Annotated in this window: 23 protein-coding genes; 7 read left to right on the top strand and 16 right to left on the bottom strand. The window is 63.7% G+C overall.

The window, feature by feature from the left end; translation table 11 throughout:
* Positions 1-4: 4 nt before the first annotated feature.
* From HV822_RS09430 to HV822_RS09450, 5 genes are all read right to left on the bottom strand, one after another.
* The gene (locus tag HV822_RS09430; RefSeq protein ID WP_238869745.1) at positions 5-832 is read right to left on the bottom strand and encodes an acyl-CoA thioesterase; all 828 of its coding nucleotides are present in this window, start codon (positions 830-832) and stop codon (positions 5-7) included.
* Positions 833-980: 148 nt separating this feature from the next.
* Positions 981-1460 (bottom strand): YbhB/YbcL family Raf kinase inhibitor-like protein, encoded by a 480-nt coding sequence (locus tag HV822_RS09435; RefSeq protein WP_238869746.1) that lies wholly within the window; start codon positions 1458-1460, stop codon positions 981-983.
* A 55-nt stretch (positions 1461-1515) separates the two neighbouring features.
* Positions 1516-1812 (bottom strand): hypothetical protein, encoded by a 297-nt coding sequence (locus tag HV822_RS09440; RefSeq protein WP_238869747.1) that lies wholly within the window; start codon positions 1810-1812, stop codon positions 1516-1518.
* 201 nt (positions 1813-2013) lie between these two features.
* Complete coding sequence (locus tag HV822_RS09445; RefSeq protein ID WP_238869748.1) at positions 2014-3213, bottom strand: 3-oxoadipyl-CoA thiolase; 1200 nt, start codon at positions 3211-3213, stop codon at positions 2014-2016.
* A 4-nt stretch (positions 3214-3217) separates the two neighbouring features.
* Positions 3218-4732: a 3-hydroxyacyl-CoA dehydrogenase gene (locus HV822_RS09450; RefSeq protein ID WP_238869749.1), complete on the bottom strand. Its 1515-nt coding sequence runs from the start codon at positions 4730-4732 to the stop codon at positions 3218-3220.
* Positions 4733-4956: 224 nt separating this feature from the next.
* On the opposite strand from HV822_RS09450, the gene HV822_RS09455 reads away from it, so the two are divergent.
* From HV822_RS09455 to HV822_RS09475, 5 genes are all read left to right on the top strand, one after another.
* On the top strand, positions 4957-5385 hold the full coding sequence (locus HV822_RS09455; protein ID WP_238869750.1) for a PaaI family thioesterase: 429 nt from the start codon (positions 4957-4959) through the stop codon (positions 5383-5385).
* Complete coding sequence (locus tag HV822_RS09460; protein WP_238869751.1) at positions 5382-6728, top strand: hypothetical protein; 1347 nt, start codon at positions 5382-5384, stop codon at positions 6726-6728. The genes HV822_RS09455 and HV822_RS09460 overlap by 4 nt, the downstream gene beginning before the upstream one ends.
* A gap of 1 nt (position 6729) precedes the next feature.
* Positions 6730-7542 (top strand): bifunctional DNA-formamidopyrimidine glycosylase/DNA-(apurinic or apyrimidinic site) lyase, encoded by an 813-nt coding sequence (gene mutM / locus HV822_RS09465; protein ID WP_238869752.1) that lies wholly within the window; start codon positions 6730-6732, stop codon positions 7540-7542.
* A gap of 132 nt (positions 7543-7674) precedes the next feature.
* Complete coding sequence (locus tag HV822_RS09470) at positions 7675-8007, top strand: multidrug transporter (protein WP_238869753.1); 333 nt, start codon at positions 7675-7677, stop codon at positions 8005-8007.
* A gap of 84 nt (positions 8008-8091) precedes the next feature.
* Entirely contained in the window at positions 8092-9897 is a 1806-nt protein-coding gene (locus tag HV822_RS09475; protein ID WP_238869754.1) for a Na/Pi cotransporter family protein, read from the top strand.
* Positions 9898-10345: 448 nt separating this feature from the next.
* On the opposite strand, the gene fusA is transcribed toward HV822_RS09475, so the two are convergent.
* The gene (fusA, locus tag HV822_RS09480; protein ID WP_238869755.1) at positions 10346-12430 is read right to left on the bottom strand and encodes an elongation factor G; all 2085 of its coding nucleotides are present in this window, start codon (positions 12428-12430) and stop codon (positions 10346-10348) included.
* Positions 12431-12723: 293 nt separating this feature from the next.
* On the opposite strand from fusA, the gene HV822_RS09485 reads away from it, so the two are divergent.
* The gene (locus HV822_RS09485) at positions 12724-14169 is read left to right on the top strand and encodes a YfcC family protein (protein ID WP_238869756.1); all 1446 of its coding nucleotides are present in this window, start codon (positions 12724-12726) and stop codon (positions 14167-14169) included.
* 36 nt (positions 14170-14205) lie between these two features.
* Here HV822_RS09485 and ggt read toward each other — a convergent pair whose 3' ends face one another.
* The 6 genes from ggt to HV822_RS09515 all read right to left on the bottom strand — a co-directional run bounded on the left by ggt (position 14206) and on the right by HV822_RS09515 (position 20413).
* Positions 14206-15921, bottom strand: coding sequence for a gamma-glutamyltransferase (gene ggt, locus HV822_RS09490; protein WP_238869757.1), 1716 nt, complete (start codon positions 15919-15921; stop codon positions 14206-14208).
* A gap of 4 nt (positions 15922-15925) precedes the next feature.
* Complete coding sequence (locus HV822_RS09495) at positions 15926-16177, bottom strand: YfhL family 4Fe-4S dicluster ferredoxin (protein ID WP_238869758.1); 252 nt, start codon at positions 16175-16177, stop codon at positions 15926-15928.
* Positions 16178-16193: 16 nt separating this feature from the next.
* Positions 16194-16673 carry a pantetheine-phosphate adenylyltransferase gene (gene coaD, locus HV822_RS09500; RefSeq protein WP_238869759.1) on the bottom strand — a complete coding sequence of 160 codons (480 nt, stop codon included), beginning with the start codon at positions 16671-16673 and terminating at the stop codon, positions 16194-16196.
* Positions 16674-16798: 125 nt separating this feature from the next.
* Positions 16799-18388: a GMC family oxidoreductase gene (locus HV822_RS09505; protein ID WP_238869760.1), complete on the bottom strand. Its 1590-nt coding sequence runs from the start codon at positions 18386-18388 to the stop codon at positions 16799-16801.
* A 9-nt stretch (positions 18389-18397) separates the two neighbouring features.
* The gene (locus tag HV822_RS09510; RefSeq protein ID WP_238869761.1) at positions 18398-18934 is read right to left on the bottom strand and encodes a twin-arginine translocation pathway signal protein; all 537 of its coding nucleotides are present in this window, start codon (positions 18932-18934) and stop codon (positions 18398-18400) included.
* Between the two features lie 36 nt (positions 18935-18970).
* Positions 18971-20413, bottom strand: coding sequence for a coniferyl aldehyde dehydrogenase (locus HV822_RS09515; RefSeq protein WP_238869762.1), 1443 nt, complete (start codon positions 20411-20413; stop codon positions 18971-18973).
* Positions 20414-20560: 147 nt separating this feature from the next.
* On the opposite strand from HV822_RS09515, the gene HV822_RS09520 reads away from it, so the two are divergent.
* The gene (locus tag HV822_RS09520; protein WP_238869763.1) at positions 20561-21217 is read left to right on the top strand and encodes a TetR/AcrR family transcriptional regulator; all 657 of its coding nucleotides are present in this window, start codon (positions 20561-20563) and stop codon (positions 21215-21217) included.
* On the opposite strand, the gene HV822_RS09525 is transcribed toward HV822_RS09520, so the two are convergent.
* Genes HV822_RS09525 through HV822_RS09540 form a run of 4 tightly spaced genes read right to left on the bottom strand, consistent with a single transcriptional unit; the run spans position 21187 to position 25674 of the window.
* Positions 21187-22188: a hydrolase gene (locus tag HV822_RS09525; protein ID WP_238869764.1), complete on the bottom strand. Its 1002-nt coding sequence runs from the start codon at positions 22186-22188 to the stop codon at positions 21187-21189. The two genes, HV822_RS09520 and HV822_RS09525, sit on opposite strands and share 31 nt — an antisense overlap.
* Positions 22185-22766, bottom strand: coding sequence for a 16S rRNA (guanine(966)-N(2))-methyltransferase RsmD (gene rsmD / locus HV822_RS09530; RefSeq protein WP_238869765.1), 582 nt, complete (start codon positions 22764-22766; stop codon positions 22185-22187). Before rsmD ends, HV822_RS09525 begins: the two co-directional genes overlap by 4 nt.
* Positions 22763-24331 (bottom strand): M16 family metallopeptidase, encoded by a 1569-nt coding sequence (locus HV822_RS09535; protein WP_238869766.1) that lies wholly within the window; start codon positions 24329-24331, stop codon positions 22763-22765. Before HV822_RS09535 ends, rsmD begins: the two co-directional genes overlap by 4 nt.
* The gene (locus HV822_RS09540) at positions 24328-25674 is read right to left on the bottom strand and encodes a M16 family metallopeptidase (RefSeq protein WP_238869767.1); all 1347 of its coding nucleotides are present in this window, start codon (positions 25672-25674) and stop codon (positions 24328-24330) included. The genes HV822_RS09535 and HV822_RS09540 overlap by 4 nt, the downstream gene beginning before the upstream one ends.
* Between the last annotated feature and the right edge of the window lie 102 nt (positions 25675-25776).

Consider the following 25776-nt stretch of genomic DNA (forward strand, 5'->3'; position numbering starts at 1 on the left):
TGCCTTATTCCTTGAAATACGCGACCTGCGTGGTGGTCAGCAGCAGCTGGCCGTCATCGCTCCACAGGTGCGCGATCTGATCTGAATAATTGTTGTGCATGCGCGTGGCGCGCGCGTGGCCGAGCAGGTGGCGGTCGTCGGCGGCGGCCAGCTGCGCTGCATCGGCGTGAAAATAGTGGGTCAGTGACACGGTGCCGGCCGGCGTGAAGCGCTGGCGGCGATGGAAGATGCGCGGTGCGAACACATCGCCCAGCGCGGTCAGTGAGGCAAAGTCGAGGGGCCGGGCGGGGTGGTCGCGGGTCCACAGCAGGGTTTCAGTGTCGGCTTCGCTCGGGTTGGTATCGCCGCGGCTCGGGTCGAACAGGCCGGACACATAGCGGAAGTCGTAATTAGCAAACCAGTTGCGCTCACCCCGCACCAACTGCGGCAGGCTGTTGGCAGCAGGTGCGTGCGGCATAGGCTGCTGCTGCTCGGACCATGTCTCGCGGCGAGTGGCAAAAAAGGCGGTGCCACTGGTGACCACTTCACCGTCCTGGCGCTGCAACAGCAGCCAGTGTTGCGTCGAGCGGTTGGTGCGCAGCGCCACCGCTTCAATGTCGAAGGCACCCGGTTGGACCGGTCCGGCAAAGTTGATGGTCAGCGAGACCGGCTCACCGATGCGCTCGGGGTGCTGCAAGGCGGCGTTCAGCAGCGTAGCAGCCGTCAGGCCGCCAAAGGGGCCGACCATGTTTTGATAGCGGTCACCGACTTCACCGGCAAACAGGTTGTCGCCCTTGGCGGTGAGGCTGATGGCCTGGTCAAAGGCGTGGCTGTGGGTCTCAGAGGCGGTCATGGGCGAGGGTCCGTTACGGCGGGATCAGGCATATATGATGGTTGTAATAAGCGAGACTGAACAGCAAGTTTGATGCTGTGAATCCGCTGTTATGGGTGGTGCAGAGATAGGTTGGGGCGCCGCTGCAGGCGCCCCAATACAGCGTTGATCAGCGCTGGTAGGTGCCGATCAGGCGGTTCATTGCGGTGGCGTGCGGCTCAATCTTTTCCAGCAGCTGCCACAGGGTCAGGCCGGCGGGCAGATCCAGCTCAGCGTCCAGCGCGATAACCCAGAAATAGTACTTGTGCTGGCCGTGACCTTCCGGCGGCAGCGGACCGTTGTAGCCGCTGTTGCCAAAGTTGTTCACGCCCTGGGTGTAGTCGGCGCAGCCTTCGGCCAGCGCGCTGACGTTGGCCGGAATGTTATAGAGCACCCAGTGAACAAAACCGTAGGTGCCGTTGGCGGAAATCAGCGGTGCGTCCGGATCGTGGCAGATGACGGCAAAGGACTTGGTGCCCGCTGGTGCGTTCTTCCAGTTCAGCGCGGGAGAGACGTCGACATCATCGCCGGTGTGCTTGGCGGCGATGGCGCCGTTGTTGCCAAACGCGCTGCTGGTCAGTTCCAGGTCGTTGGAAAATGCAAATCCCATGGTGTTCTCCTTAGGTTATGAGCTGAAAACTAGCCTGCCTGGCGACAGGCAGGTGTCACTTGATCAGAGCGCTCAGCAGCCAGAGCCCGAGCAGCACCCAGACGATACCCAGCACGATCTTGCGGCGAATAAAGGCGCGTACGCCGGTGTAGATAAGAAACAGGCCGAGGATGACAGCGGCGATGCTCAGCAGGTTGCTGTTGACCCCCAGGGCGCGGGAAAACCCGTTGATGAAATCTGAGCTGGCGTTGCTCAGCAAAGTGAACAGCCAGATCAGGCTGTCGAGCACGACACGGACCACGGTACCGATGGCCGAGCCGAGCCATTCAAAGGGGCTGGAGTTGAGCTGCATGCAAGGGTCGCTGACAGGGAATGAGGGGTAGAAGCTATCAGCTTCAAGCGGCAAGCTTCAAGCAGAACGCGGCGCTGTGCACCGCGTTGGGCTGGAGGCGAAAGGCTGGAGGCTGGAAGGTCAAGCAGGGGGAGGTGGCCGGGCGGTGTGGTGGCACAAACCTCTGACACACTGCCCCAGCCTTCAGCCTGATCGAGCGCGTTAAACGCGCTCGATCACCGCCGCCACACCCTGACCCAGGCCGATGCACAGGCTGACCAGCGCGTAGCGCTTGCCGGTGCGCTCGAGCTGGCGCAGGGCGGTCAGGGCCAGGCGAGCGCCGGAGGCGCCCAGCGGGTGGCCGACCGCGATGGCGCCGCCGTTGGGGTTCAGGCGCGGGTCGTCAAAGGCGATGCCCAGCTGCTTGGCGCAACCGAGAACCTGCGAGGCGAAAGCCTCGTTGATTTCGATCACATCCATGTCGTCCAGGCTCAGGCCGGCGCGGCTCAGGGCTTTTTTGCAGGCTTCAACCGGGCCCAGGCCCATGACACGCGGGGCGACACCGGAGACGGCGCCGGCCAGGATGCGTGCGCGCGGCTTGATGCCGTACTTCTGGCCAATGGCTTCGCTGCCAATGATCAGCGCAGCGGCGCCATCGTTGACGCCAGAGGCGTTGCCAGCGGTAACCACGCCACCTTCAAACAGCGGACGCAGGCCGGACAGGGCGGCCATGTCGCTGCTCGGGCGCGGATGCTCGTCTTGATCGACCAGCTTGGCGGGCTTCTTGCGGCCCTGGGACACTTCAATCGGGTGGATCTCTTCGGCAAAGAAACCGTCAGCACGGGCCTTCTCGTACAGCGCCTGGCTGCGTGCGGCATAGGTGTCGGCTTCTTCGCGGCTGATACCCAGGTCGGCAGCGACGTTGTCGGCGGTTTGCGGCATGGTGTCATCGCCGAACTGCTTCTCGACCTTGGGGTTCGGGAAGCGCGCACCGATGGTGCTGTCGAAGGCGCGGAAGTCGCGGCTGTAGGCGCTTTCGCTCTTGGCGATAACGAAGGGTGCGCGGCTCATGCTTTCCACGCCACCGGCGACGAACAGGTCGCCTTCACCGGCTTTGACGGCGCGAGCGGCGTCGAGGATGGCCGCCAGGCCGGAGCCGCACAGGCGGTTGACGGTAACACCGGCCACGTCCTGCGGCAGGCCGGACATCAGGCCGGCGTGGCGAGCAACGTTGCGCGCGTCTTCACCGGCCTGGTTGGTGTTGCCCATGACCACGTCTTCGTAGTCGGCACCGTCGAAGGGGTTGCGGGTAACCACGGCGCGGATCACCTCGGCCAGCAGGTCATCGGGGCGCACGCTGGCGATGGCGCCGGCGTGGCGGCCGAAGGGGGTGCGCAAACCATCATAGATGTAGGCAGTCATGCTCTTACTCCTGGAAGTCGGGTGTAGTCAAAGGCAGTTCCAGCTGCACGCGGCGACGCAGCCAGGGGCTGGGGCGGTAGCGCGGCTCGCCGTAGACGGCCTGAATGTTGTTGAGAACAGCAAGAATGTTGGCTTCGCCATAGTGCTCGCCGAAGGCCAGCGGGCCCTTGGGGTAGCCCAGCGCCAGTTGAATGGCGCGGTCCAGTGTTTGCGGCGCGGTGATGCCCTTCTGCACGATTTCGCAGCCCAGATTGACCACGCTGGCGATCAGGCGCTGGATAACAAAGCCGGCTGAATCGTTGATGACTTCCACTGGCACGCCGTCGGCGCTCAGCGCCTGGCGCGCCTGGGCGACCACGTTGGCGCTGGCGGCGGGTTGGCGCATCAGGGTGCGGCGCTTGTCCCAGTTGGCGAAGCTGTCCAGTGCCAGGGTGCGATCCGCCGGCAGGCCCAGCTGAGTCAGGGCGGTGCTGCAGTCATCGCCCAGCGGGGTGATCAGGCAGATGGCGTCGTCCGATGGCTTGCTACCGGCTTCCAGGGTGGCGCCGGCTTTGGTCAGTACCTCTTCGACCTGGCTACGCAGCGCATCATCATCGGTCTCCAGCCAGAACGGACGGTTGATCAGCACGGTTTCTGGCTGCGGCTCGGGCTGCTCGATCTTCTGACCGTCCTCGTAGCGGTAGAAGCCCTGGCCGGTCTTGCGACCCAGCAGGCCAGCGGCCACGCGCTGGGCAGCGATGAACGAGGGGGTGTAGCGCGGGTCGTGGTAGAACTGCTCGTAGACCGATTCCATCACCGCGTGGGAGACGTCCAGACCGGTCAGATCGAACAGCTCGAACGGCCCCATGCGAAAGCCTGGGCCGTCGCGCAGGATGCGGTCGATCTGCTGCACACTGGCCACGCCTTCGCTGAGGATACGCAGGGCTTCGGTGCCGAAGGCGCGGCCGGCGTGATTGACCAGAAAGCCGGGGGTGTCCGGGGTAATCGCCGGGAAGTGACCAGCCTGTTCGGCCAGCGCCACCAGCGCCTGAATATGACGCTCATCGGTGCGCTCGCCGCGCACGACTTCGACGATCTTCATCAACGGCACCGGGTTGAAGAAGTGGAAGCCGGCGACGCGCTCGGGCTTGTTCGCGGTGCTGGCGATGCGGGTGACGGAAAGGGAAGAGGTGTTGGTGGCCAGGACGCAGTCATCGCTGACAATGGCTTCCAGGTCGGCAAACAGCTTCTGTTTGACGTCCAGCAGCTCGACGATGGCTTCAATCACCAGATCGCAGTCTTGCAGCTCTTCCAGCGTCTGCGCTGGTTGCATGCGGGCGATGGTCGCTTCCAGTTCGGCTTCGGTCATCTTGCCCTTGGCCTGCGCCCGTTGCAGCAGGTTGCGGTTGAAGGCCAGCGCGTCGTCGATGGCTTCTGCGCGGGTATCGAACAGCAACACCTGCTGACCACTGCTGGCGAACAGTTGCGCGATGCCGCGCCCCATGGCTCCGGCGCCGATGACGCCAATCCGCTTGAACATGCTTTGCCTCCTGGAGTACGCTCATTGTTCCGCATGGCGAAACGGTATTTCGTTTAAAGTGCAGCGAGATTAAATCTTGCGCAGTAGGAGTGCAAGTTTGGCGACAGTCTGCATCGGCACTGTCGTGCCATACTTGCGCCATGCAAGCTGGTCGTCGTCTGCCCGCAGTCGAGTATCCCGACCGCATCGCCCATCGAGTGTAGTGAATAAAAGGTGTCGCACCCGTGAATCAAGCAGAACGTCAGGCCATTGCCCGCACCGTGACCGGTTTCTTTCAGGAACTGGGCGCTGAACTGGAAGAGTACAGCGAGGGGCGCGCAGTCGTTGGCCTGACTCTGACCGACAAGCACATGAACAATGCCAGCTCGCTGCACGGCGGTGTCACGGCGAGCCTGCTGGATATCGCCATGGGGTTGTGCGGCACCTGGGCCGCGTCGCCGCAAGACCGCCGGGTGGCTATCACCCTGTCGTTGAACACCAACTTCACCTCCACCGCACCGGTCGGTACGCGCGTGCGTGCAGTGGCGAGCTGCCGCAGCGCTGGCCACAAGGTGTTCATGGCTAGCTGTGACCTGCTGGATCAGGATGACAAGCTGATCGGCTTTGGCGAGGGCGTATTCAAGAAGGGCGCCTACCGCAAGGACCTGCCGTGACCCCGGCGTGGTTGCTGCCCCTCGGGGTGGCGCTGGAGCTGGGCGCGCTGCTCGCTCATCTGCCTGAGCTGAGCTGGGCGGCAGCACTGGCCTTTGTGGTCTATTTTCTGCTGTTTTTCCGGCGGTTGAATCCTTATCCGCGCTGGTTGGGCTTGGCTACCCTGGCGGTACTGGTGGCGGCGCTCTGGTTTGCCCGCCCGGAGGCGTCGCTGTGGCCCAAGCTGGCCAGCTCGGTGGCCTACTACACCAGCTTCCTTGGTGCGCTGGGGCTGATGCAGTTGCTGGCCCAGCGGCTGCCGCAGCTGCGCGAGCTGCACAAGGCGCTGCTGTCAGGCTCCAAGGTGATCCTCTATCCGCGCTATGTGCTGGCGGCCGGCAGTATCGGCTCGATCCTCAATTTCGGCATGATGAACCTGCTTTGCGGCACCCTGAGCGAGCACCTCAAGCGCTACCCGCTGAGCGCCGAACAGCGTCGCGACGGGTTGCGCAGTGTGATGGTGACTACCCTGCGGGGCTTTGCCCTGGTGCCCCTGCTGGCACCTACCAGCGTGACCATCGCCATTATCTCCCGCGAGATGCCGGAGCAGTCCTGGAGCACCATGGTGCCCTACGGCGCGGTGGCTGCGTTGATGATGATCGTGGTGGGCTGGCGCAGGGAGACCACCGGCCTGCTGGCGCTGCGCGACAATATTGGCGACACCAGCAAGGCCGACGGCATGCCGCAGCTGCTGATTGGCAGCCTGCTGGGGCTGGGCGCTATCGGTCTGCTGGCCTCAGTGACCGATCTCGGCGCATCCCAGGCGGCGATGGTGCTGGTGCCTGCCGGGGTGATCAGCTATCTGTTGTGGCGCGAACGCTCGCCGGGGCAGGTGCTGGAGGAAGTCACCGGCAACATGGTCAGCATGCACAACGAGATGTTCATTTTTGGCTGCGCGGCGTTGCTTGGCGGCGTGCTGGGCGCGGTGGCGCCGTTGGAGGAGATTGCCGCCTGGCTGGCTCAGGAGCCCAAGTACAACGTACTGCTGGCCATTGGCGCGCTGTTCAGCACCATCGTACTGGCGGTGCTGGGGCTGGCGCCGATTGTCTCGCTGTCGCTGACGGCAGGCCTGTTGGCGCAGCTGGCCCATCTTGGTGTGCCGATCATGACGCCGGCGGTGGGGCTGATGTGCGGCTTCTCACTGGCCATGATCTTCTCGCCCTTTGGGCCGTCCACCCTTATCCTGTCGCGCTACAGTGGCGAGTCGCCCTACCGGGTGGCCTTCGGCTGGAACGGGCGCTTTGTCGTCAGTGTCATGCCGCTGCTGCTGTTGCTGATTTTCTTTACCTACTTGCAGCAAAGCTGAGATGCCTGAATTACCTGAAGTCGAAACGACGCGGCGCGGTATAGCGCCCCATTTGCAGGGCCAGCGGGTGCGCCGTCTGGTGGTGCGTGAGCGGCGGCTGCGTTGGCCGATCCCCGAAGACCTGGCGATCCAGATCGAAGGGCAGCGCTTTGACGCCATCGAGCGGCGGGCCAAATACCTGCTGATGCGCATTGGCGGCGGCACTCTGATTGGTCACCTGGGCATGTCGGGGAGCCTGCGTCTGGTGCCCGCCGGCACACCGCCCGGCAAGCACGATCATGTGGATATCGAACTGGAGTCGGGCATGGCGCTGCGCTACACCGACCCGCGCCGTTTTGGTGCGCTGCTCTGGGCCCGTGCTGACGAGCCCCACGCGCTGCTTGGCAAGCTGGGGCCCGAGCCGCTGTCGGCCGCCTTCGACGGCGAGCGGCTGTATCAGCTGTCGCGTGGCAAGGGGACGGCGGTCAAGCCCTTCATCATGGATAACGCGATCGTGGTGGGAGTGGGCAACATTTACGCCAGCGAGGCGCTGTTTGCCGCCGGCATCGATCCGCGCCGCGAGGCCGGGCGCATCAGCCGCCAGCGCTATCAGCGCCTTGCCGAGGAGATCAAGCGCATTCTGGCAGCCGCCATCGAGCGTGGCGGCACCACACTGCGTGACTTCGTTGGGGGTGACGGGCAGCCGGGCTATTTCAAGCAGGAATTGTTCGTCTACGGACGCGGCGGGCAGCTGTGCAAACAGTGCGGCACGACCCTCTCCGAGGTCCGTCTGGGGCAGCGCAGTTCGGTATTCTGTCGCAACTGTCAGCGCTGAGGTGGGTGATTTGCAGGCGGGTGCGTTCCGTATTCGCGTGATTGTGCCTACAATGCAAGGGACGCCGACGGCCCAGAGGAATTGGGCGGGCGAGATAATCAATGCCTTTCGGGCCACAACCAGGGATTAACTATGCGCCTGTTACGTCATTCCACCGCACTTATTGCCGGCCTGCTGATGAGCGCCAGCGTCATGGCTGCGGACTCTTATAACGAATACCACCAGGACGAGCCGGGCTACTTTGCCATGGTCGGGGATCTGGTCATCGCTCGCCCGCTGCTGCTGGGTGTGACGCTGGTTGGCGCGGGCGCCTTCCTGGTCAGCCTGCCGTTCAGCGCCATGGGTGGCAACGTGGGTGAGGCCGGTCACGAGCTGGTAATTCGCCCGGCCGAAGAGACCTTTGTACGCTGTCTGGGCTGCAGCCGCGCCGGTTATGGCCGCAAGCAGCAGGACGAAGTGCGCTGATCGACCCGCACGGCTGAGCCATGCAACGGGTCGGCGCAGTAGGGTGGGCCAGGCTGCAGCCAACACGGTGGCAGCATCGCTGAGGTGCGCCTGAGTAGCAAGCTGGTGCCGCTGCTGCGCCCGCTCGGGCTGTTGCTCGGGCTGGCGCTGGTGGTGTTGCTGTTTCTCAGAAGCCCGCCACTGGCGCTGCTGGTCGCCGGCGTGGCGCTGTTTTTGCTGGGCATGCGCTATCTGGAAGATGGCTTTCGCGCCTTCACCGGTGGTGCGCTGGAACGCTGGCTGGCAGTCAGCACCGACCGGCTTTGGAAAAGCCTCACCTTCGGTACCCTGAGTACCGCGCTGGTGCAATCCAGCTCCCTCGTGACGCTACTCAGTATCGCCTTTCTCAGCGCCGGGCTGATTAGCCTGACGGCGGGTATCGGCATCGTCTTTGGCGCTAACCTCGGTACCACCACGGGCGCCTGGCTGATTGCGCTGGTGGGCCTTAAGCTGGATCTAGCGCAGGTTGGCATGCCGCTGCTGGTGTTTGGCGTGGTGTTGGAGCGCAACCGTCAGGCGCGCTGGCGCGGTACCGGACAGGTGCTGCTGGGCATCGGTCTGCTGTTTCTCGGTATCGACCAGATGAAGGCCGGTTTTGCCGGGCTGGATCAGGTATTCGAGCTGGCGGCCTATCAGGTCGAGGGTTGGCAGGGCATTGTGCTCTACGCCTTGCTGGGCACTCTGGCGACGGTATTGATGCAGTCCAGTCACGCCACGCTGATGATCACCCTGGCGGCGCTGGCAAGCGGGCAGCTTGATTATCACAATGCCTTGGCGATGGCGGTCGGGGCCAACCTTGGCACTACGGTAACCGCGCTGATTGCCGCATTGGGTGCCAATAACGCCGGTCGGCAGCTGGCCGCAGCCCATATTCTGTTCAATGTGTTGACGGCTCTGGTGGCGCTCAGCATCCTGCCGCTGCTGGCGGGTCTGGTCGATCAGCTGGCTGACGACCTGGGTATCGATGCGGGCGCCCATACCCTGAAGCTGGCGCTGTTCCACACGCTGTTCAATCTGCTCGGTCTGCTGTTGATGCTGCCGCTGGTGCCGACTCTGGTGCGCCTGCTGCAGCGTTGGCTACCGGCTCCGGCACTGGTGTCTGGTGAGGATTTGGCCGAGCAGCCGCGCTCTCACGCCCTGTATCTGGATGAGGCGGCGCGGCGCCATGCCGACACTGCGCTCAAGGTGTTGCAGCAGGAGCTGGGGCATCTGGCGGCGACCAGTCGGCAGGTGATTGCGTCGGCACTCTATCTGCCCGCCGAGTTTCGTCAGGACATGACCCGTGAGCGCGCACTCAGTGAGCCCTTGCCGGTGCCGCCGCTGGCCGAGCGTGAAGACGCTGATGCGCTTTATCACCAGCACATCAAGGGTATCTACGCCGACATCATCGACTTTCTCAGTCATCTGGACTGCGAGACCCTGCCAGCACAGCAGCAGGCGCTGATGCAGCTGAATCTGGCAGCGCGGGACCTGGTGGAGGCGGTGAAGGCGGCCAAGCACCTGCAGAGCAATCTGCGCAAGCATATCGACAGTGCGCGGCCGGCGCTGCGCGAGGGCTACCGCCAGCTGCGCGAGCAGGGGCGCTTGCTGCTCAGCGACCAGGCCCGGCGTGACGCCGATGGTTTGTCTGTCGCGGCCGAGCAGCAGCGCTCGGAAGCCTATGTGGACCAGCAGCAGTTGTTCCGCAGCCAGTTTGAGCAGCGCCTGAACCAGCAGCTGCGCGCCGGCGAACTGGACGGCTGGCAGGCCACCAGCCTGCTGAATGACCTGCACTACCTGCTGGAGTCCAGCGCCAACCTGCGCGCCGCCCACGACGCCCTGAGTATTCCGGCGGACCTTGCCGAGGCCTGAGTGTTGTTGGGGTTGTGGCATGCCTTCCTAGCCCATTGCGCTAAAACAGTTTGCCGAATGCTCGGATGGTGGGGTGTGCACCCGGGTTTCGTCCCGTTTACGCGGGCGAGTAGCGCAGGGCTGGCGGGAAAAAGAGCGGCAGCATGTCTGAGGAGCGTAGCGACGAGTTCTGCCGCTACCTAGCCGGCCACCCCCGCCCAACCGAGCAACGCAGCGAACCCGAAGGGCCGCGTAGCCGGGTGCCCCGGGGGATTGCTAAGTAAAGGCGAAAGGCGGACTTAGCACCAGCACGATGCCGAAGATACTGGGTTGCAACAGGATGGACTAGCAGCGCAAAAGTAGGGAGGCGCGCCGCTGGAGGTATCGCTCCTTGCTGATTCCCGATAACCCATAAAAAAACGCCTGATGCAGAGCATCAGGCGTTTTTCGGTGCAGAGTAACGCGAGCCTTATTTGGCAGCGCGCTTCTCTTTCTCCTTGGCGATCACGGTCTCGGCAACGTTGGCCGGGCACGCGGAGTAGTGCGAGAACTCCATGGAGAACTGGCCACGACCGGAGGTCATGGTACGCAGGGTGCTGATGTAGCCGAACATTTCTGCCAGCGGTACATCGGCCTTGATGCGTACGCCAGTTACACCGGCTTCCTGGCCAGCGATCATGCCACGGCGACGGTTCAGGTCACCGATGACGTCACCAACGTGGTCTTCGGGGGTGAACACGTCCACCTTCATGACCGGTTCCAGCAGCTGCGGGCCGGCCTTGGGCATGGACTGACGGAAGGCACCCTTGGCGGCGATTTCGAACGCGATGGCCGAGGAGTCAACGGCGTGGAAGCCACCGTCGGTCAGCTCGAAGTCAACGTCCAGAACCGGGAAGCCAGCCAGCGGGCCAGTGCCCATCAGAGAGGCGAAGCCCTTCTCGATAGCCGGGAAGAATTCCTTCGGTACGTTACCGCCAACAACGCTGGACTTGAAGGTGAAGCCGGAGTTCGGCTCGCCGGGACGAATGACGTAGTCGATCTTACCGTATTGACCAGAACCACCCGACTGCTTCTTGTGGGTGTAGCTGTCTTCAACTTCGCGAGTGATGGTTTCGCGGTAGGCAACCTGCGGCTGACCTACAACCAGCTCAACGCCGTAGGTACGCTTGAGGATGTCGACCTTGATGTCCAGGTGCAGCTCGCCCATGCCCTTGAGGATGGTTTCGCCGGAATCCGGATCGGTTTCAACGCGGAAGGTCGGATCTTCTGCAACCATCTTGCCGATGGCAACACCCATCTTCTCGGTGGAGCCCTTGTCTTTCGGCTCAACAGAGATAGAGATTACCGGCTCGGGGAAGACCATCGCTTCCAGGGTGCAGGGGTTCTTCGGATCACACAGGGTGTGACCGGTTTGAACGTTCTTCATGCCGACGATGGCGATGATGTCGCCTGCGGTAGCGAAGGTCAGTTCGTTACGCTCGTCCGCCTGCATTTCTACCATGCGGCCAACACGTTCGGTCTTGCCGGTGAACGAGTTGAGGATGGTGTCACCCTTGTTCAGGTTACCGGAGTAGATGCGGCAGAAGGTCAGGGCGCCGAAACGGTCGTCCATGATCTTGAAGGCCAGGGCGCGGAAGGGCTCGTCGGCAGAGACGATAGCGTGCTCACCGGTGGGGTTACCTTCTTCGTCGGTCAGCGGCTGCGGGTTAACCTCAGTCGGCGACGGCAGGTAGTCAACAACGGCGTCGAGCAGCAGTTGCATGCCCTTGTTCTTGAACGCGGAACCGCAGTAGGTCGGGAAGAACGCCAGCTCCAGGGTGCCCTTGCGGATGCAACGCTTGATGTCGTCGATGGCCGGTTCTTCGCCGTCCATGTAGGCCATCATCAGGTCGTCGTCCATTTCCACGGCGCTTTCGATCAGCTGCTCGCGGTAGGTTTCGACGTCGTCAGCCATGTCGGCCGGCACGTCTTCGACCTTGTAGTTTTCCGGCAGACCGGTCTCGTCCCAGATGTAGGCTTTGCGGGTCAGCAGGTCAACCACACCGGAGAAGGTGTCTTCGCGGCCAATCGGCAGGGTCATGATCAGCGGCTTGGCGCCCAGTACGCTCTTGACCTGCTCGGTTACGCGCAGGAAGTCTGCACCGATACGGTCCAGCTTGTTGACGAAGATCAGACGGGAAACTTTGGAGTCGTTCGCGTAGCGCCAGTTGGTTTCGGACTGGGGCTCAACGCCGCCGGAACCACAGAATACGCCGATGCCGCCGTCGAGAACTTTCAGCGAACGATATACTTCTACGGTGAAGTCAACGTGGCCGGGGGTGTCGATGACGTTGAAGCGGTGGCCTTTCCAGAAGCAGCTGACAGCAGCGGACTGAATGGTAATACCGCGCTCGGCTTCCTGTTCCATGAAGTCGGTGGTGGACTCACCCTCGTGTGTTTCACCCAGCTTGTGGATCTTGCCGGTGAGCTTGAGGATACGTTCAGTTGTAGTGGTTTTACCGGCATCAACGTGGGCGAAGATACCAATATTGCGGTAGAGGGATAGATCAGTCATGGCACTCTCTGATAGCCGGGTGGAAAAAACAGGCGGTTAATATACAGGAATCGGAAAAGAAACTCTCGGCTTTTACGATGAAATGGTGTTGTGCCCCCGCCGTTTGTCTGGCGACAGGCGTCTGGGGCGTTGCTGACGTGTGCTGCTGAGCGCCCAGATCATGGGCGTGTGCAATTATGGTGCATCAATTGGACTAATCTGACGGCATGCAGGGTGCTCGACTATTAAGGTTTCCGTTTTTTTGCAGCAGTATTGCCGTTCACCTTGATACAACCGAGCGAGCGGAGAGCCACGTGGCCGATACCAATAATGTAGAACAGGGCGACGCTATCGCCGAAGAGCGGGTCGGCTTTCAGATGCCGCACATCTACGTCATCCTTTTTGTGTTTACCGCTATCGCAGCGGTGCTCACGCACTTTATTCCTGCGGGCCTGTACGACCGGGTGACCCTGGAGAACGGTCGGGTCGCGATCAACCCCGAGAGTTATCGCCAGGTTGAAGCTACCCCGGTCAGCCTGGAGCAATTCATGCTGGCGATTCCGCAAGGCCTAGTCGATGCCTCCATGGTGGTGTTTTTCACCTTCATCATTGGCGGCATGTTCATGGTCATTCGCACTACCGGCGTGATCGATATCGCGGTGGACAAGCTGACCCGCCGCTTTGCCAACCGCTCGGTGCTTATTCTGCCGGTGCTGATGGTTACCTTCTCGGTTGTTGCTACCCTGATCGGGACGCAGGAGCTGGCGCTGGTCTATGTGCCGGTTATTCTGCCGCTGATGATCGCCCTGCGTTTTGACAGTATTACGGCTGTGGGTGTCGCGCTGCTGGCCACCACGGCCGGGTTTTCCTCCGGTGTGCTCAACCCGATCAACACCGGGCTGGGTCAGATGATTGCCGAAGTGCCGATCTACTCCGGTGCGGGTCTGCGTTCGCTGCTGTTCCTGCTGCTGGTCGGGTCTGGTGTGCTCTATATCACGCGCTATGCCCTGAAGGTGCGGGCCAATCCGGCGCTGAGCCTGATGGCGGGTGACAGCAAGGAAGCCGAAAAGCGCCGCCATTACCAGCACGAGGATATCGGTGAGCCGATGCACTTCACCCCTCGCCAGTTCTGGGCGGGCATCTCAGCACTGGGCTTTTTCGCGATCATGGTCTGGGGCGTGCTGACGCGCGGCTGGTTCATGATGGAAATGGCCGGTCTGTTCGTGATCATGGGTGTGGCTGTGGGCATGATCGCCGGCCTGTCGCTGGGCACTATCTGCGAGGCCTTCAATCGCGGCTTCCGTGAAGTGCTGGTCGGCGCCATGATCTGCGGCCTGGCGCGGGCTGTGGCGGTGATGCTGGAGCAGGGTCAGGTAATGGACACCCTGGTGTTCGGATTGGGCAATCTGGTTGGCTCCTTCCCCGAGACGCTGGCAGCCGTTGGCATGTTCATCTCTCAGGTGGGCTTCAACTTTGTGATTCCGTCCGGAAGTGGCCAGGCGCTGGTGACCATGCCGATCATGGCGCCGCTGTCCGACTTGATTGGTGTCACCCGTCAGACGGCGGTACTGGCGTACCAGCTGGGTGACGGCCTGTCGAACATCCTGTATCCGACCTCGGGCTACTTCATGGCGACATTGGCGCTGGGTGGCGTCACCTGGGATCGCTGGGTGCGTTTCTTCCTGCCGCTGTTCGGCATCTGGATCGGCATTTCCCTGTGCTTTGTCATCTATGCCCAGGTAGTGGGCTGGACGGGCTGAGCAAATGGTGTGAACTGAACAGCCGGGAGTGGGTGACTACTCCCGGCTTTTTTCTGCCTGCATGCGGGGCTCACCCAGTTGGGCGCTGCCGATGCCACGCGGGTCGCTGGCGGCCGACACACGGTTGCCTGCCTTGTCCCAGGACACCGCGTGCATATTGCCGTAGTCGCGGCCAACCGGCTTGATCTGGTGCCCCATGGCCTGCAGGGTCGCCTGTTGGTCGGTATCGAAGGCAGCGTCTTCTACCTGAATATGGTCCGGCAGGTACTGGTGGTGAAAACGCGGGCGGCTGACCCAGCGCTCGACTGGCTCGCCATGCATGGCTTCCAGCGTGCCAAGCAGCACCATGGTAATGATGCGGCTGCCGCCGGGGGTGCCGAGCAGGGCCAGCTGCTGGTCGTTTTCCAGCATGGTCGGGGTCATGCTCGACAGCGGACGCTTGCCGGGGGCGATGGCGTTGGCCTCGCTGCCGGCCAGGCCGTAGGCGTTGCTGCCGCTGGGGTCGGCGGCAAAGTCGTCCATTTCATTGTTGAGCAGCACGCCGGTGCCGGGCGGGGTAAAGGCCGCGCCGAAGGGCAGGTTGATGCTCAGGGTGGCTGAAACGGCGTTACCGTCGGCATCCAGCAGCGAGAAATGGGTGGTGTTGGTGCCTTCGTGGAAGTCGCGCAGCGGCCCCAGCTCGCTGCTCGGGGTGGCGCGCTCGGGGTCAATGTCCTGCGCCATGGCCACGGCGTAGGCCTTGGATGTCAGCTCGGCCACCGGTACGGGCACAAAGTCGTTGTCGCCCAGCAGCATGGCGCGGTCACGGTAGACGCGGCGCATCAGCTCAACCAGCTGGTGGGTCTGCTGAATCGAGCCGTTGGGGCTGGCCGGTAGCGCGGGCAGCGCCTGCAGAATACCGGCCAGCGCAATGCCGCCGGCCGAGGGCAGCGGCGCGCTGATGACCTGATACCCGCCGCTGGAGAAGCGAATGGGGCTGCGTTCGATAACCCGGTAGTTGTCCAGGTCGGCCTGTTGCCAGACCCCGCCCGCGGCCTGCACGCCGCGCAGCAGTTGCTCGGCGACCGGGCCGCGGTAGAAGCCGTCGCGGCCGTCCTTTGCAATGGCACGCAGGGTGGCGGCCAGCTCGGGTTGGCTAATCAGGGTGCCAGCGTCGGGCGCCTGATTGTCGCGCAGAAACAGCCGTGCGGTTTCCGCGTCGCGTTGCATGGTCTCCAGGCGGAAGCCGACTAGCGTGCGGTAGTGCTCGCTGCTGTGGAAGCCGTTCTCGGCAGCTTCAATGGCTGGGGCAAGGGATTGCGCCAGCGGCAGGCGACCGTAGTGCTCGGCCAGATGAACCAGCGCTGCCGGAATGCCGGGAATACCCGCTGCCAGCGGCCCATTGATGGCCGGGTCGCGCTGCACCTCACCGCTGGCGTCGCGGTAGAGATCGCGGCCAGCCTGGCCTGGCGCGGTTTCGCGGGCGTCGATAAAGCGGTAGGGCTGGTCGCTGTTGCCGGGTTGGCGCAGCAGGAAGAAACCGCCGCCGCCAATACCGGAGCTGTAGGGTTCGACCACCGCCAGGGTGGCGGCTACCGCAATCGCGGCATCGAAGGCATTGCCGCCGTCGGCCATGATCTCAAGGCCAGCGTCGGTGGCCATCGGGTGGGCGCTGGCGACCGCGCTGCGGCCCGGGCCGTCCGCCGCCAGCAGGGGGGCGCTGCACAACAGCAGCACACCGAGGCTGAGGGGCTGGCACAGGCGGGTCAGCATGCGCTTAGCCCTGACCTGTGATGATCTTGTACTTGTCCATCAACTCGTCCTGGCTTTCGACGTTGTCGGGGTCGAGCGGAATGCAGTCGACCGGACACACCTGCTGACACTGTGGCTCGTCAAAGTGGCCGACGCACTCGGTGCACAGGTTGGGGTCGATAACGTAGATCTCTTCGCCCTGGGAGATGGCGCCGTTGGGGCACTCCGGCTCGCAGACGTCGCAGTTGATGCAGTCGTCGGTGATGATCAGTGACATGCTGGCTCCTGCGACCTCAGCGGCTAAAGCGCTCGGTCAGCGCCTCATTGACCACCGGGTGAACGAACTTGGTCACGTCGCCACCGAGCGCAGCAATCTCGCGCACCAGGGTGGAGGAGATGTAGGAGTATTTTTCGGACGGCGTCAGGAACAGGCTTTCCACGTCGGGGGCCAGCACCCGGTTCATGTTGGCCAGCTGGAATTCGTACTCGAAGTCGGAGACCGCACGCAGGCCGCGCAGCAGCACATTGGCGTTTACCTCTTTTACGAAGTGCGCCAGCAGTGAGGAGAAGCCCACTACTTCGACGTTGGGCAGGTGACCCAGTGCGGTCTTGGCCATGTCGACGCGCTGTTCCAGCGTGAAGGCGGGATTCTTTTTCGGGCTGGCGGCGACAGCCACCACCACGCGGTCAAACAGCCGCGCGGCGCGCTCGACCAGATCGGTATGGCCCTTGGTGATGGGGTCGAAGGTGCCGGGATAGAGTACGGTGTTCATGCCTGAGCGGGTCCTGCAGCGGGTGGTAGAGAGGCAAATGGTAGCTCAACGACCATCGAAAACCCAGCTGTGAACCGCTCGCCCGCCGGGGACGGGCGGCACGGATCAGCGTATCTTCCTGGCGTTCAGGACAATTCCTCGGCCAGTTGGCTGGCCAGCCGGGCAACCAGTCCATAGATCGACAGCTGCGGGTTGGCGCCGATACTGGTGGGGAATAGCGAGCCATCGAGGATCGACAGGTTTTCCAGCTGATGATGTCGGCCCCGGCTATCAACCACGGCGGTTTGCGGATCTTCGCCCATGGCGCAGCCCCCCATGACGTGCGCGCTGGCCAGGCGCACATCGTGGGCGCGGTAGGACAGCTCGGCAACTTGCTGCTGGAAGTCCGCCCAGCTGGTGCTCAGGCGCCCGTGGGCGTGGCTGGGCATCACCGCTTTGGCGCCGGCAGCAAACTGGACCTCGCCCATGCTCAGGTAGGCGCGGCGCGCGCCATCCCAGAGGTAGTCGTTGAGCGGGTAGTCGAGTACCGGATCGCCATTGTCGCGCAGGCTGACGCTGCCGCCCTGGCTTTGTTCGTGGAAGCCGTCGCGCAGCAGCGCCAGCAGCACGTTGCTCTGCGGTAACGCCGCCATGCGCTGCAGACTCTGCATGCCAAAGCCGCCCATCAGTGTGGCGGTGATACTTGGCTGCATGGGCGGGACTTCCAGCTTGTAGCCCATCGGACCGGTGGTGCCCTGGTTCCATTGAAAGTGGTCGGAGTAGATGGATTGTGGCGCGCCGTAATAGCCGTGGATGTCGCGATCGTACTGCGCCAGGGTCAGGTTGACCGGGTGCAGGAAGGTACGCTTGCCGACGCGCTGGTGCGGGTCGGGTGCTTCGGAGCGCAGCAGCAGGCCGGGGTTGTTGATGCCGCCGCCGGCCAGCACGATATGCGGCGCGCGCAGGGTCAGCCGGTGACCGCTCGGGCGGCTGAGGTGTGCGTCCATCGCGCGGCACTGCACGGCGCTGACGCGGTCGCCGCTGAACGCCAGGCGTTCGGCGCGGGCGCTGTGTATCAGCACGGCGCCCTTGTCCAGGGCGGCTGGCAGCGTGGTGACCAGCATCGACTGCTTGGCGTTGGCCGGGCAACCGGTGCCGCAGTAACCCAGATTCCAGCAACCGCGCACGTTACGCGGAATGACCTTCCAGTGATAACCGAGCTGTTCGCAACCCTGACGAATCACGTCGTTGTTGGCGTTGGGCGGTATCGCCCAGGGCGCGACGCCCAGGCGCTCCTCCATCTTGGCGAACCAGGGCGCCATGCTGGCGCTGTCGAGCCCCTTCACATTGTGCTCGGCGGCCCAGTGCGCCAGGGTTGGATCGGGTGTGCGGAAGCTGCTGGTCCAGTTTACCGTGGTGGTGCCGCCAACGGTGCGACCCTGCAGGATGCCGATGGCACTGTCGCCGGTGGCCCGCGCCGAGCCCTCCTGGTACAGCTCGGCGTAAGCCTTGCCTTCGTCGTTCTTGAAGTCGCTGGAGGTCTTCAGTGAGCCTTCTTCCACCAGCAGCACACGCAGGCCGGCGTTGGCGAGAATTTCGGCACTGGTGCCGCCGCCGGCGCCAGTGCCAATGATGATGACGTCTGCTTCAAGCTCACGGTCGCTATCCAGTTCACGGGCATCAATAACCTGCCAGCCGCGCGCCACGCCCTGCAGGAAAATATCGGGTACAGGCATAAAAACCTCTCAGACTTGCGGCGGGCCGGGGTAGCCGACGGCTGCCCAGGATTGTGGGGTGGCGTACCAGGACAGCTGTAGCAGCTGGGTGATGGCCTTGTGGCCCTTGCGCAGCAGATCGAATCGGCTGTCGCGCCAGCGCAGCAGAAAGGCCTCCAGTTGCGCCGGACTGGCCTCGGCCAGATTGCCCCAGATGCCGGTCAGCGGTCCGCGGGTGAGCGGCAGCGACAGCATGCCCAGCAGGTTGAGCACTTCCTCCTGCACAAAGGGCGAAGCGGCTTGCAGCGAGCGGTCCAGCTGCGCTGTTGCTGCGTCGGCGGCCTGGCCCTGGTCAAAGGCCGGATGTGGGCCGATCACGGCCGGGTAAAGGGCGCGCAGCAGCGGCAGGTCGGAGTCGCGCAGCACGGCAAAATTTGTCGCCGGCGCATTGCTGCTGCAACCGCTGAGGCTGGCCGTCAGGCCTGCGGTACCGAGCACCATGGAGGCGCCCAGTCCCAGCTTGAGCAGGCTGCGCCGGTCGAGATTCGGCGAGGTGGTATCAGGCATGGTCTTTCTTCTTTATTTGTTGTTGCCTGCGCTGTTTCAGCGCAGGAACAGTTTGTACACCAGCTTCAGCAATGTGCCACCGTAGGGCGGGTAGATCGGCTTAGCGCCGTTGTAGCGCTGCTTTATATAGACGCCCTTGGCCTTGCTCATGGCCAAAAAGCCCTCGTGGCCGTGGTAGTGCCCCATGCCGGAGGCGCCGATGCCGCCGAAGGGCATGTCGTCCTGGGCAACGTGCAGTACGGCATCGTTGATGCACATGCCGCCGGCGTGGGTTTGCTGCATCAGGCGCTGCTGCTCGGCTTTGTCGTAGCCAAAGTAGTACAGGGCCAGTGGGCGCGGGCGCTCGGCGATATAGCTCAGGGCGGCGTCCAGGTTATCGTAGGGCAGAATCGGCAGCAGCGGCCCGAAGATCTCATCCTGCATCACAGTCATGTCGTCGTTGACGTTGAGCAGCAAGGTGGGCGCGATCACGCGGGTGCCGTCCAGATCCTCGTTGGCCGGGTTGACCGGCAGAATGCGCGCACCCTTCTCGTTGGCATCGCTGAGATACCCCTGCAGGCGCAGGTACTGGCGCGGGTTGACGATCTGCGTGTAGTCCGGGTTGTCGCGCAGGCTTGGGTACATCTGGGCAAAGCGTTGTTGCAGGGCCTCGGCCAGCGGCTCGACGCGGTCGCGCGGGCAGAGGATGTAGTCGGGGGCCACGCAGGTTTGACCGGCGTTGACCGCCTTGCCGAAGGCGATGCGTTCGGCGGCGTCGGCCAGCGGTACGTCCTGGGAGACGATGGCCGGTGACTTGCCGCCCAGCTCCAGGGTGACTGGGGTCAGGTTGTCGGCGGCGGCGCGCATCACGTGACGGCCGATGCTGGTTGCGCCGGTGAACAGCAGGTGATCGAAGGCCAGACGGGAAAACGCGGCGCCTACCTCGGCTTCCCCGGTGACCACCGCTACCTGTTCTTCGGTGAAGACGCTACCCAGCATGCGCTCCAGCACCTCGGCGGTGCGCGGCGTCGACTCACTCATTTTGATCAGGGCACGGTTGCCGGCGGCCAGCGCGGTGACCAGCGGCCCAATTGCCAGATACAGCGGATAATTCCAGGGCACGATGATGCCAACGACGCCCAGCGGTTGGTAAACCACTTGGGCGCGGGCCGGCTGAAAGGCCATGCCGACCTTGCGGCGCGAAGGCTTCATCCAGCGGCGCAGATGCTTGCTGGCGTAGTGAATGGCTTCCAGCGAGGGCATGATCTCGGCCAGCCGCGTTTCATCGGCTGAGCGTCGGCCAAAGTCGGCATTGATGGCCTTGATGAAAGCGTCCTGGTGGTTGAGCAGCACCTGCTTGAGTGCCTTGAGTTGGTCCACCCGGGTGTCGGCATCGGGCATGGGATCCTTCGCAAAGGCCGCCTGCTGGGCGCTAAACAGTTGCTGCATGCGGTTGATGGATTGTTGCTGATCCTGCAGGTAAGCAATATCGGCGACCATGGACGCCTCCCATTTGTTGGTGTTTTTGTCGGTTGTGGCGCTGGGTGAGGGCGCGTAAGGCAGTATTTTTAGAGTAATTACTCTAGAGTGTCAAATACGGTAAGATGTCGACCCTAGCCCAGTGCAACCCAACGCCCGACGAATGTGATGAAAACCCGCGACCGCATCCTTCATGCCAGCCTGCAGCTGTTCAACGAACAGGGAGAGCGCAGCGTGACCACCAACCACATTGCTGCGCACTTGGGTATGTCACCCGGCAACCTGTATTACCACTTCCGCAACAAGCAGCAGATCATTGCCGAGCTGTTCGAGGGCTACGTAGCGGAGATGGAGCAGAGTCTTGCTTTGCCGCAGGGGCGCGCGCTGGATCTGGACGACAAGGCGGGTTACCTCGAAGCGGTAGCTGCGGTCATGTGGCGTTATCGATTCCTGCTGCGTGATCTGGAGCACCTGCTGGCCAGCGATGCAGCGCTGGCGGCGCGTTACCGACCCTTCTCGCGTAATGCGCTACAGGCAATCGAGGCGATTTTTCAAGGCACCATCGACGCCGGCATTCTCGATGCCCGTTACGCCGATGCGTCGGTGTTGGCGCTCAACAGCTGGCTACTGATGAATAGCTGGGTCAGTTTTCTGTGCACTACGGTGCTTAACGACGCGCAGGACAGTCTGACGCTGCAGATGTTGCAGCGCGGCGTCTATCAGGTGCTGGCGCAGGAGAGGGGCCTGTTGAGTGAAGCGGCCAGGCCGCGGGTTGAGGTCATGCTGCAAACGCTCTACGCCGACTTGCCTGCCGATCCCAGCTGAGCCGCCAGCCAGGTCGGAATACGACGCTCCAGATAATAGCCAGGGCGCCAGAGCGGCCCCTCCACAAAGCCGACATGGCCGCCGCGCTGGTGCAGCTCAAACTCGGTACGCGGCCCCAGCTCGTCCAGCTGCGGCAGGCTGCGCGGGTAGACAAAGGGGTCGTTGAGCGCCTGAATCAGCAGGCAGGGGCGCTGAATGCGGCCGAGAAAGAAGCGGCTGCTGCAGCGTCGGTAATAATCCTCGGCGCTGGCGTAACCGTGCAGCGGCGCGGTTATCCGGCCATCGAAATCCCAGAAGGTATCCATGCCGTCCATCGAGCCAAGGGCGTCGAGCCGGGCGTGTTCGCTGTGCCAGCCCTGGTGCTGAAACAGCCGCTTCTTGTTGCTGACGTAGGCCAACATGTCGCGCATAAAGCGGCTCTGATAGACCCGCGAAAAGCCTTCTTGCAGCCGGTCGGCGCATTCGTCCAGACGAAAGGGCACGGATACCGCAACCGCCGCACCGAGCGGGCAGTCGTCACCGCATTCACCCAGATACTTGAGCAGCACGTTGCCGCCCAGTGAGAAGCCGGCCGCCGCCAGCGTGCGCCCGGGACAGCGCAGCAGCACATGCTTGACCACGTCGGCCAGATCATCGCTGGCGCCGGAGTGGTAGGCGCGGGCGCTGTGGTTGGGCTCGCCCGAGCAGCCGCGCCAGTTGACCGCCACACTGCGCCAGCCAAGCGCTGCCAGCTGCCGCTGCTGGCCGAGGATATACAGTGAGTTGGAACTGCCGGTCAGGCCGTGCAGCAGAATTACGCAGGGTTGCTCTGGGTTATCCGGGCCAAACCAGTCCAGATCAAGAAAGTCGCCATCGGCCAGCGTCAGGCGTTCACGCTCGCGCTGCAATGGTAGAGAGCGGCGCAGCAGCGGGCTGAACAGGGTCTGCAGGTGGCCGCCGGGCAGCCAGCGCGCGGGCCGAAAGCGGCTCACGCTGTGCGGTGCCACAGGCTGTACCAGACCTGGCCAGCGCGTTTTTCACGGTGCAGTTGCCAGCTGCCGGGCAGGGTCAGCTGGCTGGGCGACTGCTCGCTTTCGATATAGATCTGCGCGTCGTCAGCCAACCAACCGTTGGCTTCCAGTGCTGTGCAGGCCGGCTCCAGCAGGCCCTGATGGAACGGCGGGTCGAGAAACACCAGATCAAACTGGCGCGGCGGCGTACCGCTCAGCAATGACAGGCCGTCCTGCTGGATCACCTCGGCGCGGTCGCATTCCAGTGTCTGCAGGTGGCCGCGCAGGGTCTGTACCACGTCGCGGCTGAGGTCGCCGGCCAGGGCGCTGGCCGCGCCGCGCGACAGGGCTTCCAGCGTCAGCGCGCCACTGCCGGTGAACGGGTCCAGGCAATGGGCGCCGGGTACCGCGCTGCTCAGCCAGTTGAACAGCGTCTCACGCACGCGGTCGGGCGTCGGGCGCAGGCCCGGCTGTTCGGTGAAGCTGAAGCGGCGGCTGCGCCACTCGCCGGCGATGATGCGCAGCTGGCTGACACGCGCCTTGGTGCGAACGGGTTTCATGTGTTCTCGTCCTCGGGGGGCTGGGTGGCCGAGTCGCCGTCGGTCTCGCTCTCGGTATCGTCTTGCTCAGGCTCAGGCTCAGGCTCAGGCTCAGGCTGCGGTGGGCCGACGGTGATGATCAGGCGCTCGCTGGCAGGCAGGTGCCGGGCAAAGGCGTCGCGAATATCCTCGGCGGTCAAGGCCTGCACACGGTCGAGAAACAGCTGCATATAGTTCAGCGGCAGGCCATAGAAACCGATGGCGCCCAATTGCGAGACGATGGCGCCGTTGCTCGCGGTGCTCAGCGGAAATTCACCCAGCATTTGCTGCTTGGCGCGGCTCAGTTCGGTCTCGGTCGGCCCGGTGAGGATGAACTCATCCAACACCTGATTGGCGACGTCCAGCGCCTGCTCGGCCTGATCGGCGCGGGTCTGAATGCTGATATAGAAGGGGCCGGGGGCCTGCATGGCGCTGAAGGTGCTGCGCGGCGAGTAGGCCAGGCCGCGTTGCTCGCGGATCTCGTTGACCAGGCGTGAGCCAAAGCCGCCGCCGCCCAGAATCTGATTGCCCAGATACAGCGCGGCGTAGTCCGGATCGTCACGGCTGATGCCTTGCTGGGCGATCAGGACATGGGTCTGGTTGCTGGCAAAGTCGATATGCTGGGTGCTGGCGCTGACCGGCTGGGGTGCCGGGGTGCGCGGCGCAGCCTCGCCCTGCGGCATGGCATCGGCCAGATGCTGGGCCAGTTGCTCGGCGCGCTGGCGGCCAACCGCGCCAACCAGTGCGATCACCGCATTGCCGGCGCTGTAATAGGTTTGCTGGAAAGTCTGCAGGTCTGCACGGGTGATCGCGTTGATGCTTTCTTCGGTGCCGTCCGGCGGGATGCCGTAAGGATGGCCGGCGTACAGGCTGGACCAGAGCGCTTCGCTGGCCTGGCTGCCCGGGCGTTGGCGGGCATAGCGCAGGCCGGCCTGCATCTGCTCGCGGATGCGCTGCAGCGAGGCCTCGGGGAAGCTGGGTTTGGCCAGAATCTGAGCAAACAGCGACAGCGCCGGTTCCAGCTTGTCGCTGGCGGTCAGGGTGCGCAGGCCAAGCAGGCCCATATCGCGGTGCGAACTGTTGCTGAACTGCGCGCCCAGGCGCTCGAAGCCTGCGGCGATATCGCCGGCATCCAGGTTGCCGGTGCCTTCGTTGAGCATGGCGTTGGTAAAGCCGGCCAGGCCCGGCAGCTCGCCATCGCGGCTGGCGCCGGCGGCAAACAGGATCTGCACATCCAGCATCGGCAGCTCATCGGCCTGCATGTAATAGACCGGGGTGCCCTGGCTGGTCTGCCAGTGCTGCAGGTCCAGCCCGCGGCGCGCCGGCGGCGTGTCCAGGTCCAGCTCTTCCAGCGATTGCAGTGCCGGCAACGGCTCGCCAAAGACTTCGCTGGCGGTACCGGTGGCCGCTGGCGCTTCGCTGGGTACGCTGACCGGCTCGGGGGTGGACTGCTCGGGCGCACGCTCAACCAGCAGGAACAGCATGCCGCCGAGCACCAGTAGCGCGATCAGCCAGCGCAGGGCAGAAAACGGGGAGCGGGGGCTCATGGTTGCGCCTCCTCGGCAAGCGGCAGGTTATAGCTGCGGGTGTAGCGTTCGCGTGTCAGGTATTTGCGGGCGACCGCGCTGACCTGCTCGGGAGTGATGGCCTGCAGGGCGGCGGAGTCTTCGTCCACCAACTGCCAGGGCAGTCCGACGACCTCCAGCGTACCGATGCGATCGGCTTGCGCCATGATGCTGTCCTGGGCGTAGACCAGCCCGGCAACCACCTGGGCCTGCACGCGCGATAGCTCTTCGGCGCTGGGCGGGGTCTGCTTCAGTTCGTCAATTTGCTGCCAGATCGCGTCTTCCAGCTGCGGCAGGTCAACTGCGCGGGCCTCGTTGGGTATGCCGCTGAGAATAAACAGGGTGTCGCCCCGGGTGAACGCGTCGTAGCCGCTGCCGACCGAGGTGGCGATGGCCTCGCCACGCTCCAGCCGGCTGGACAGGCGGGCGCTGTAGCCGCCGTCCAGCACGGCGCTGAGCAGGCGCAGGGCGTGTACTTCCCAGGCCTCGCTGGCGGTGTTCAGCGACGGCACGTTGAAGCCCATCAGCAGGGTGGGTAGTTGCAGGTCCAGATGCAGCGTCATGCTGCGCTCACCGGGCGCTGGCAGTTCCAACGGAGCCCGGGGCAGCGGTGCGCTGCCAGCCGGCACGGCGCCAAAGTAGCGCTCGACCAGTGGCTTGACCGTTTCGGGGTACACATCGCCGACAATCACCAGCACGGCGTTGCCCGGTGCATAGTGCTGCTGGTACCAGGCGCGCAGATCCTCGATGCCCATGCGCTCGATGTCGTGCATCCAGCCGATAACCGGCTGGCGATAGGGGTTGGCGGTGTAGGCCTGGGCGAGAAAGCGTTCGTAGGCCAGGCCATTGGGGTTGTCGTCCACGCGCATGCGGCGCTCTTCTTTGATGACCTCGATCTCCTTGACGAATTCGTCTTCGGGCAGGGTCAGCAGGTGCATACGCTCGGCTTCCATTTCCAGTGCGACCGGCAGCTGGTCGCGGCTGAGCATCTGGTAGTAGGCCGTGTAGTCGCGGTTGGTCATGGCATTTTCGCTGGCACCCAGGCTGTTGAGCAGGTGGGATGCCTGACCGGGCTCAAGGTGCTTGCTGCCCTTGAACATCATGTGTTCGAGCGCGTGAGACAGGCCCGTCTGTCCGGGCGGCTCATCGGCGCCGCCGACCTTGTACCAGACCTGCGAGACCACCACTGGTGCGCGGTGGTCTTCGCGGATGATGACCTTCAAGCCATTGTCCAGGGTGTAGCTGTGGGTGGGTTGGCGGCTCTCGGCGTGGGCCAGCGGCGCCAGCAGCGGGAGCAGAAGCAGGAGGTAGCGCAAGGGCTGCATGCAGGTTTCCTGTTGTACGGCGTGGTCGGAAGGCGAGCCGGCAGACGGCTGCTGCGGGTCATACCGCCCTCGGCGGAAGTGGGGTAGGATAACCCAACCTTC

This window comes from Halopseudomonas maritima (assembly GCF_021545785.1).
Lineage (GTDB): Bacteria > Pseudomonadota > Gammaproteobacteria > Pseudomonadales > Pseudomonadaceae > Halopseudomonas > Halopseudomonas maritima.

Coding starts and splice junctions, on each gene's coding strand:
- HV822_RS09430 (WP_238869745.1), bottom strand. CDS start 832: ATGACCGCCTCTGAGACCCACAGCCACGCCTTTGACCAGGCCATCAGC.
- HV822_RS09520 (WP_238869763.1), top strand. CDS start 20,561: ATGAAAACCCGCGACCGCATCCTTCATGCCAGCCTGCAGCTGTTCAAC.
- HV822_RS09510 (WP_238869761.1), bottom strand. CDS start 18,934: ATGCCTGATACCACCTCGCCGAATCTCGACCGGCGCAGCCTGCTCAAG.
- rsmD (WP_238869765.1), bottom strand. CDS start 22,766: ATGAAACCCGTTCGCACCAAGGCGCGTGTCAGCCAGCTGCGCATCATC.
- HV822_RS09440 (WP_238869747.1), bottom strand. CDS start 1,812: ATGCAGCTCAACTCCAGCCCCTTTGAATGGCTCGGCTCGGCCATCGGT.
- HV822_RS09515 (WP_238869762.1), bottom strand. CDS start 20,413: ATGGTCGCCGATATTGCTTACCTGCAGGATCAGCAACAATCCATCAAC.
- HV822_RS09450 (WP_238869749.1), bottom strand. CDS start 4,732: ATGTTCAAGCGGATTGGCGTCATCGGCGCCGGAGCCATGGGGCGCGGC.
- HV822_RS09470 (WP_238869753.1), top strand. CDS start 7,675: ATGCGCCTGTTACGTCATTCCACCGCACTTATTGCCGGCCTGCTGATG.
- HV822_RS09445 (WP_238869748.1), bottom strand. CDS start 3,213: ATGACTGCCTACATCTATGATGGTTTGCGCACCCCCTTCGGCCGCCAC.
- coaD (WP_238869759.1), bottom strand. CDS start 16,673: ATGAACACCGTACTCTATCCCGGCACCTTCGACCCCATCACCAAGGGC.
- ggt (WP_238869757.1), bottom strand. CDS start 15,921: ATGCTGACCCGCCTGTGCCAGCCCCTCAGCCTCGGTGTGCTGCTGTTG.
- HV822_RS09535 (WP_238869766.1), bottom strand. CDS start 24,331: ATGAGCCCCCGCTCCCCGTTTTCTGCCCTGCGCTGGCTGATCGCGCTA.
- HV822_RS09495 (WP_238869758.1), bottom strand. CDS start 16,177: ATGTCACTGATCATCACCGACGACTGCATCAACTGCGACGTCTGCGAG.
- fusA (WP_238869755.1), bottom strand. CDS start 12,430: ATGACTGATCTATCCCTCTACCGCAATATTGGTATCTTCGCCCACGTT.
- HV822_RS09435 (WP_238869746.1), bottom strand. CDS start 1,460: ATGGGATTTGCATTTTCCAACGACCTGGAACTGACCAGCAGCGCGTTT.
- mutM (WP_238869752.1), top strand. CDS start 6,730: ATGCCTGAATTACCTGAAGTCGAAACGACGCGGCGCGGTATAGCGCCC.
- HV822_RS09540 (WP_238869767.1), bottom strand. CDS start 25,674: ATGCAGCCCTTGCGCTACCTCCTGCTTCTGCTCCCGCTGCTGGCGCCG.
- HV822_RS09505 (WP_238869760.1), bottom strand. CDS start 18,388: ATGCCTGTACCCGATATTTTCCTGCAGGGCGTGGCGCGCGGCTGGCAG.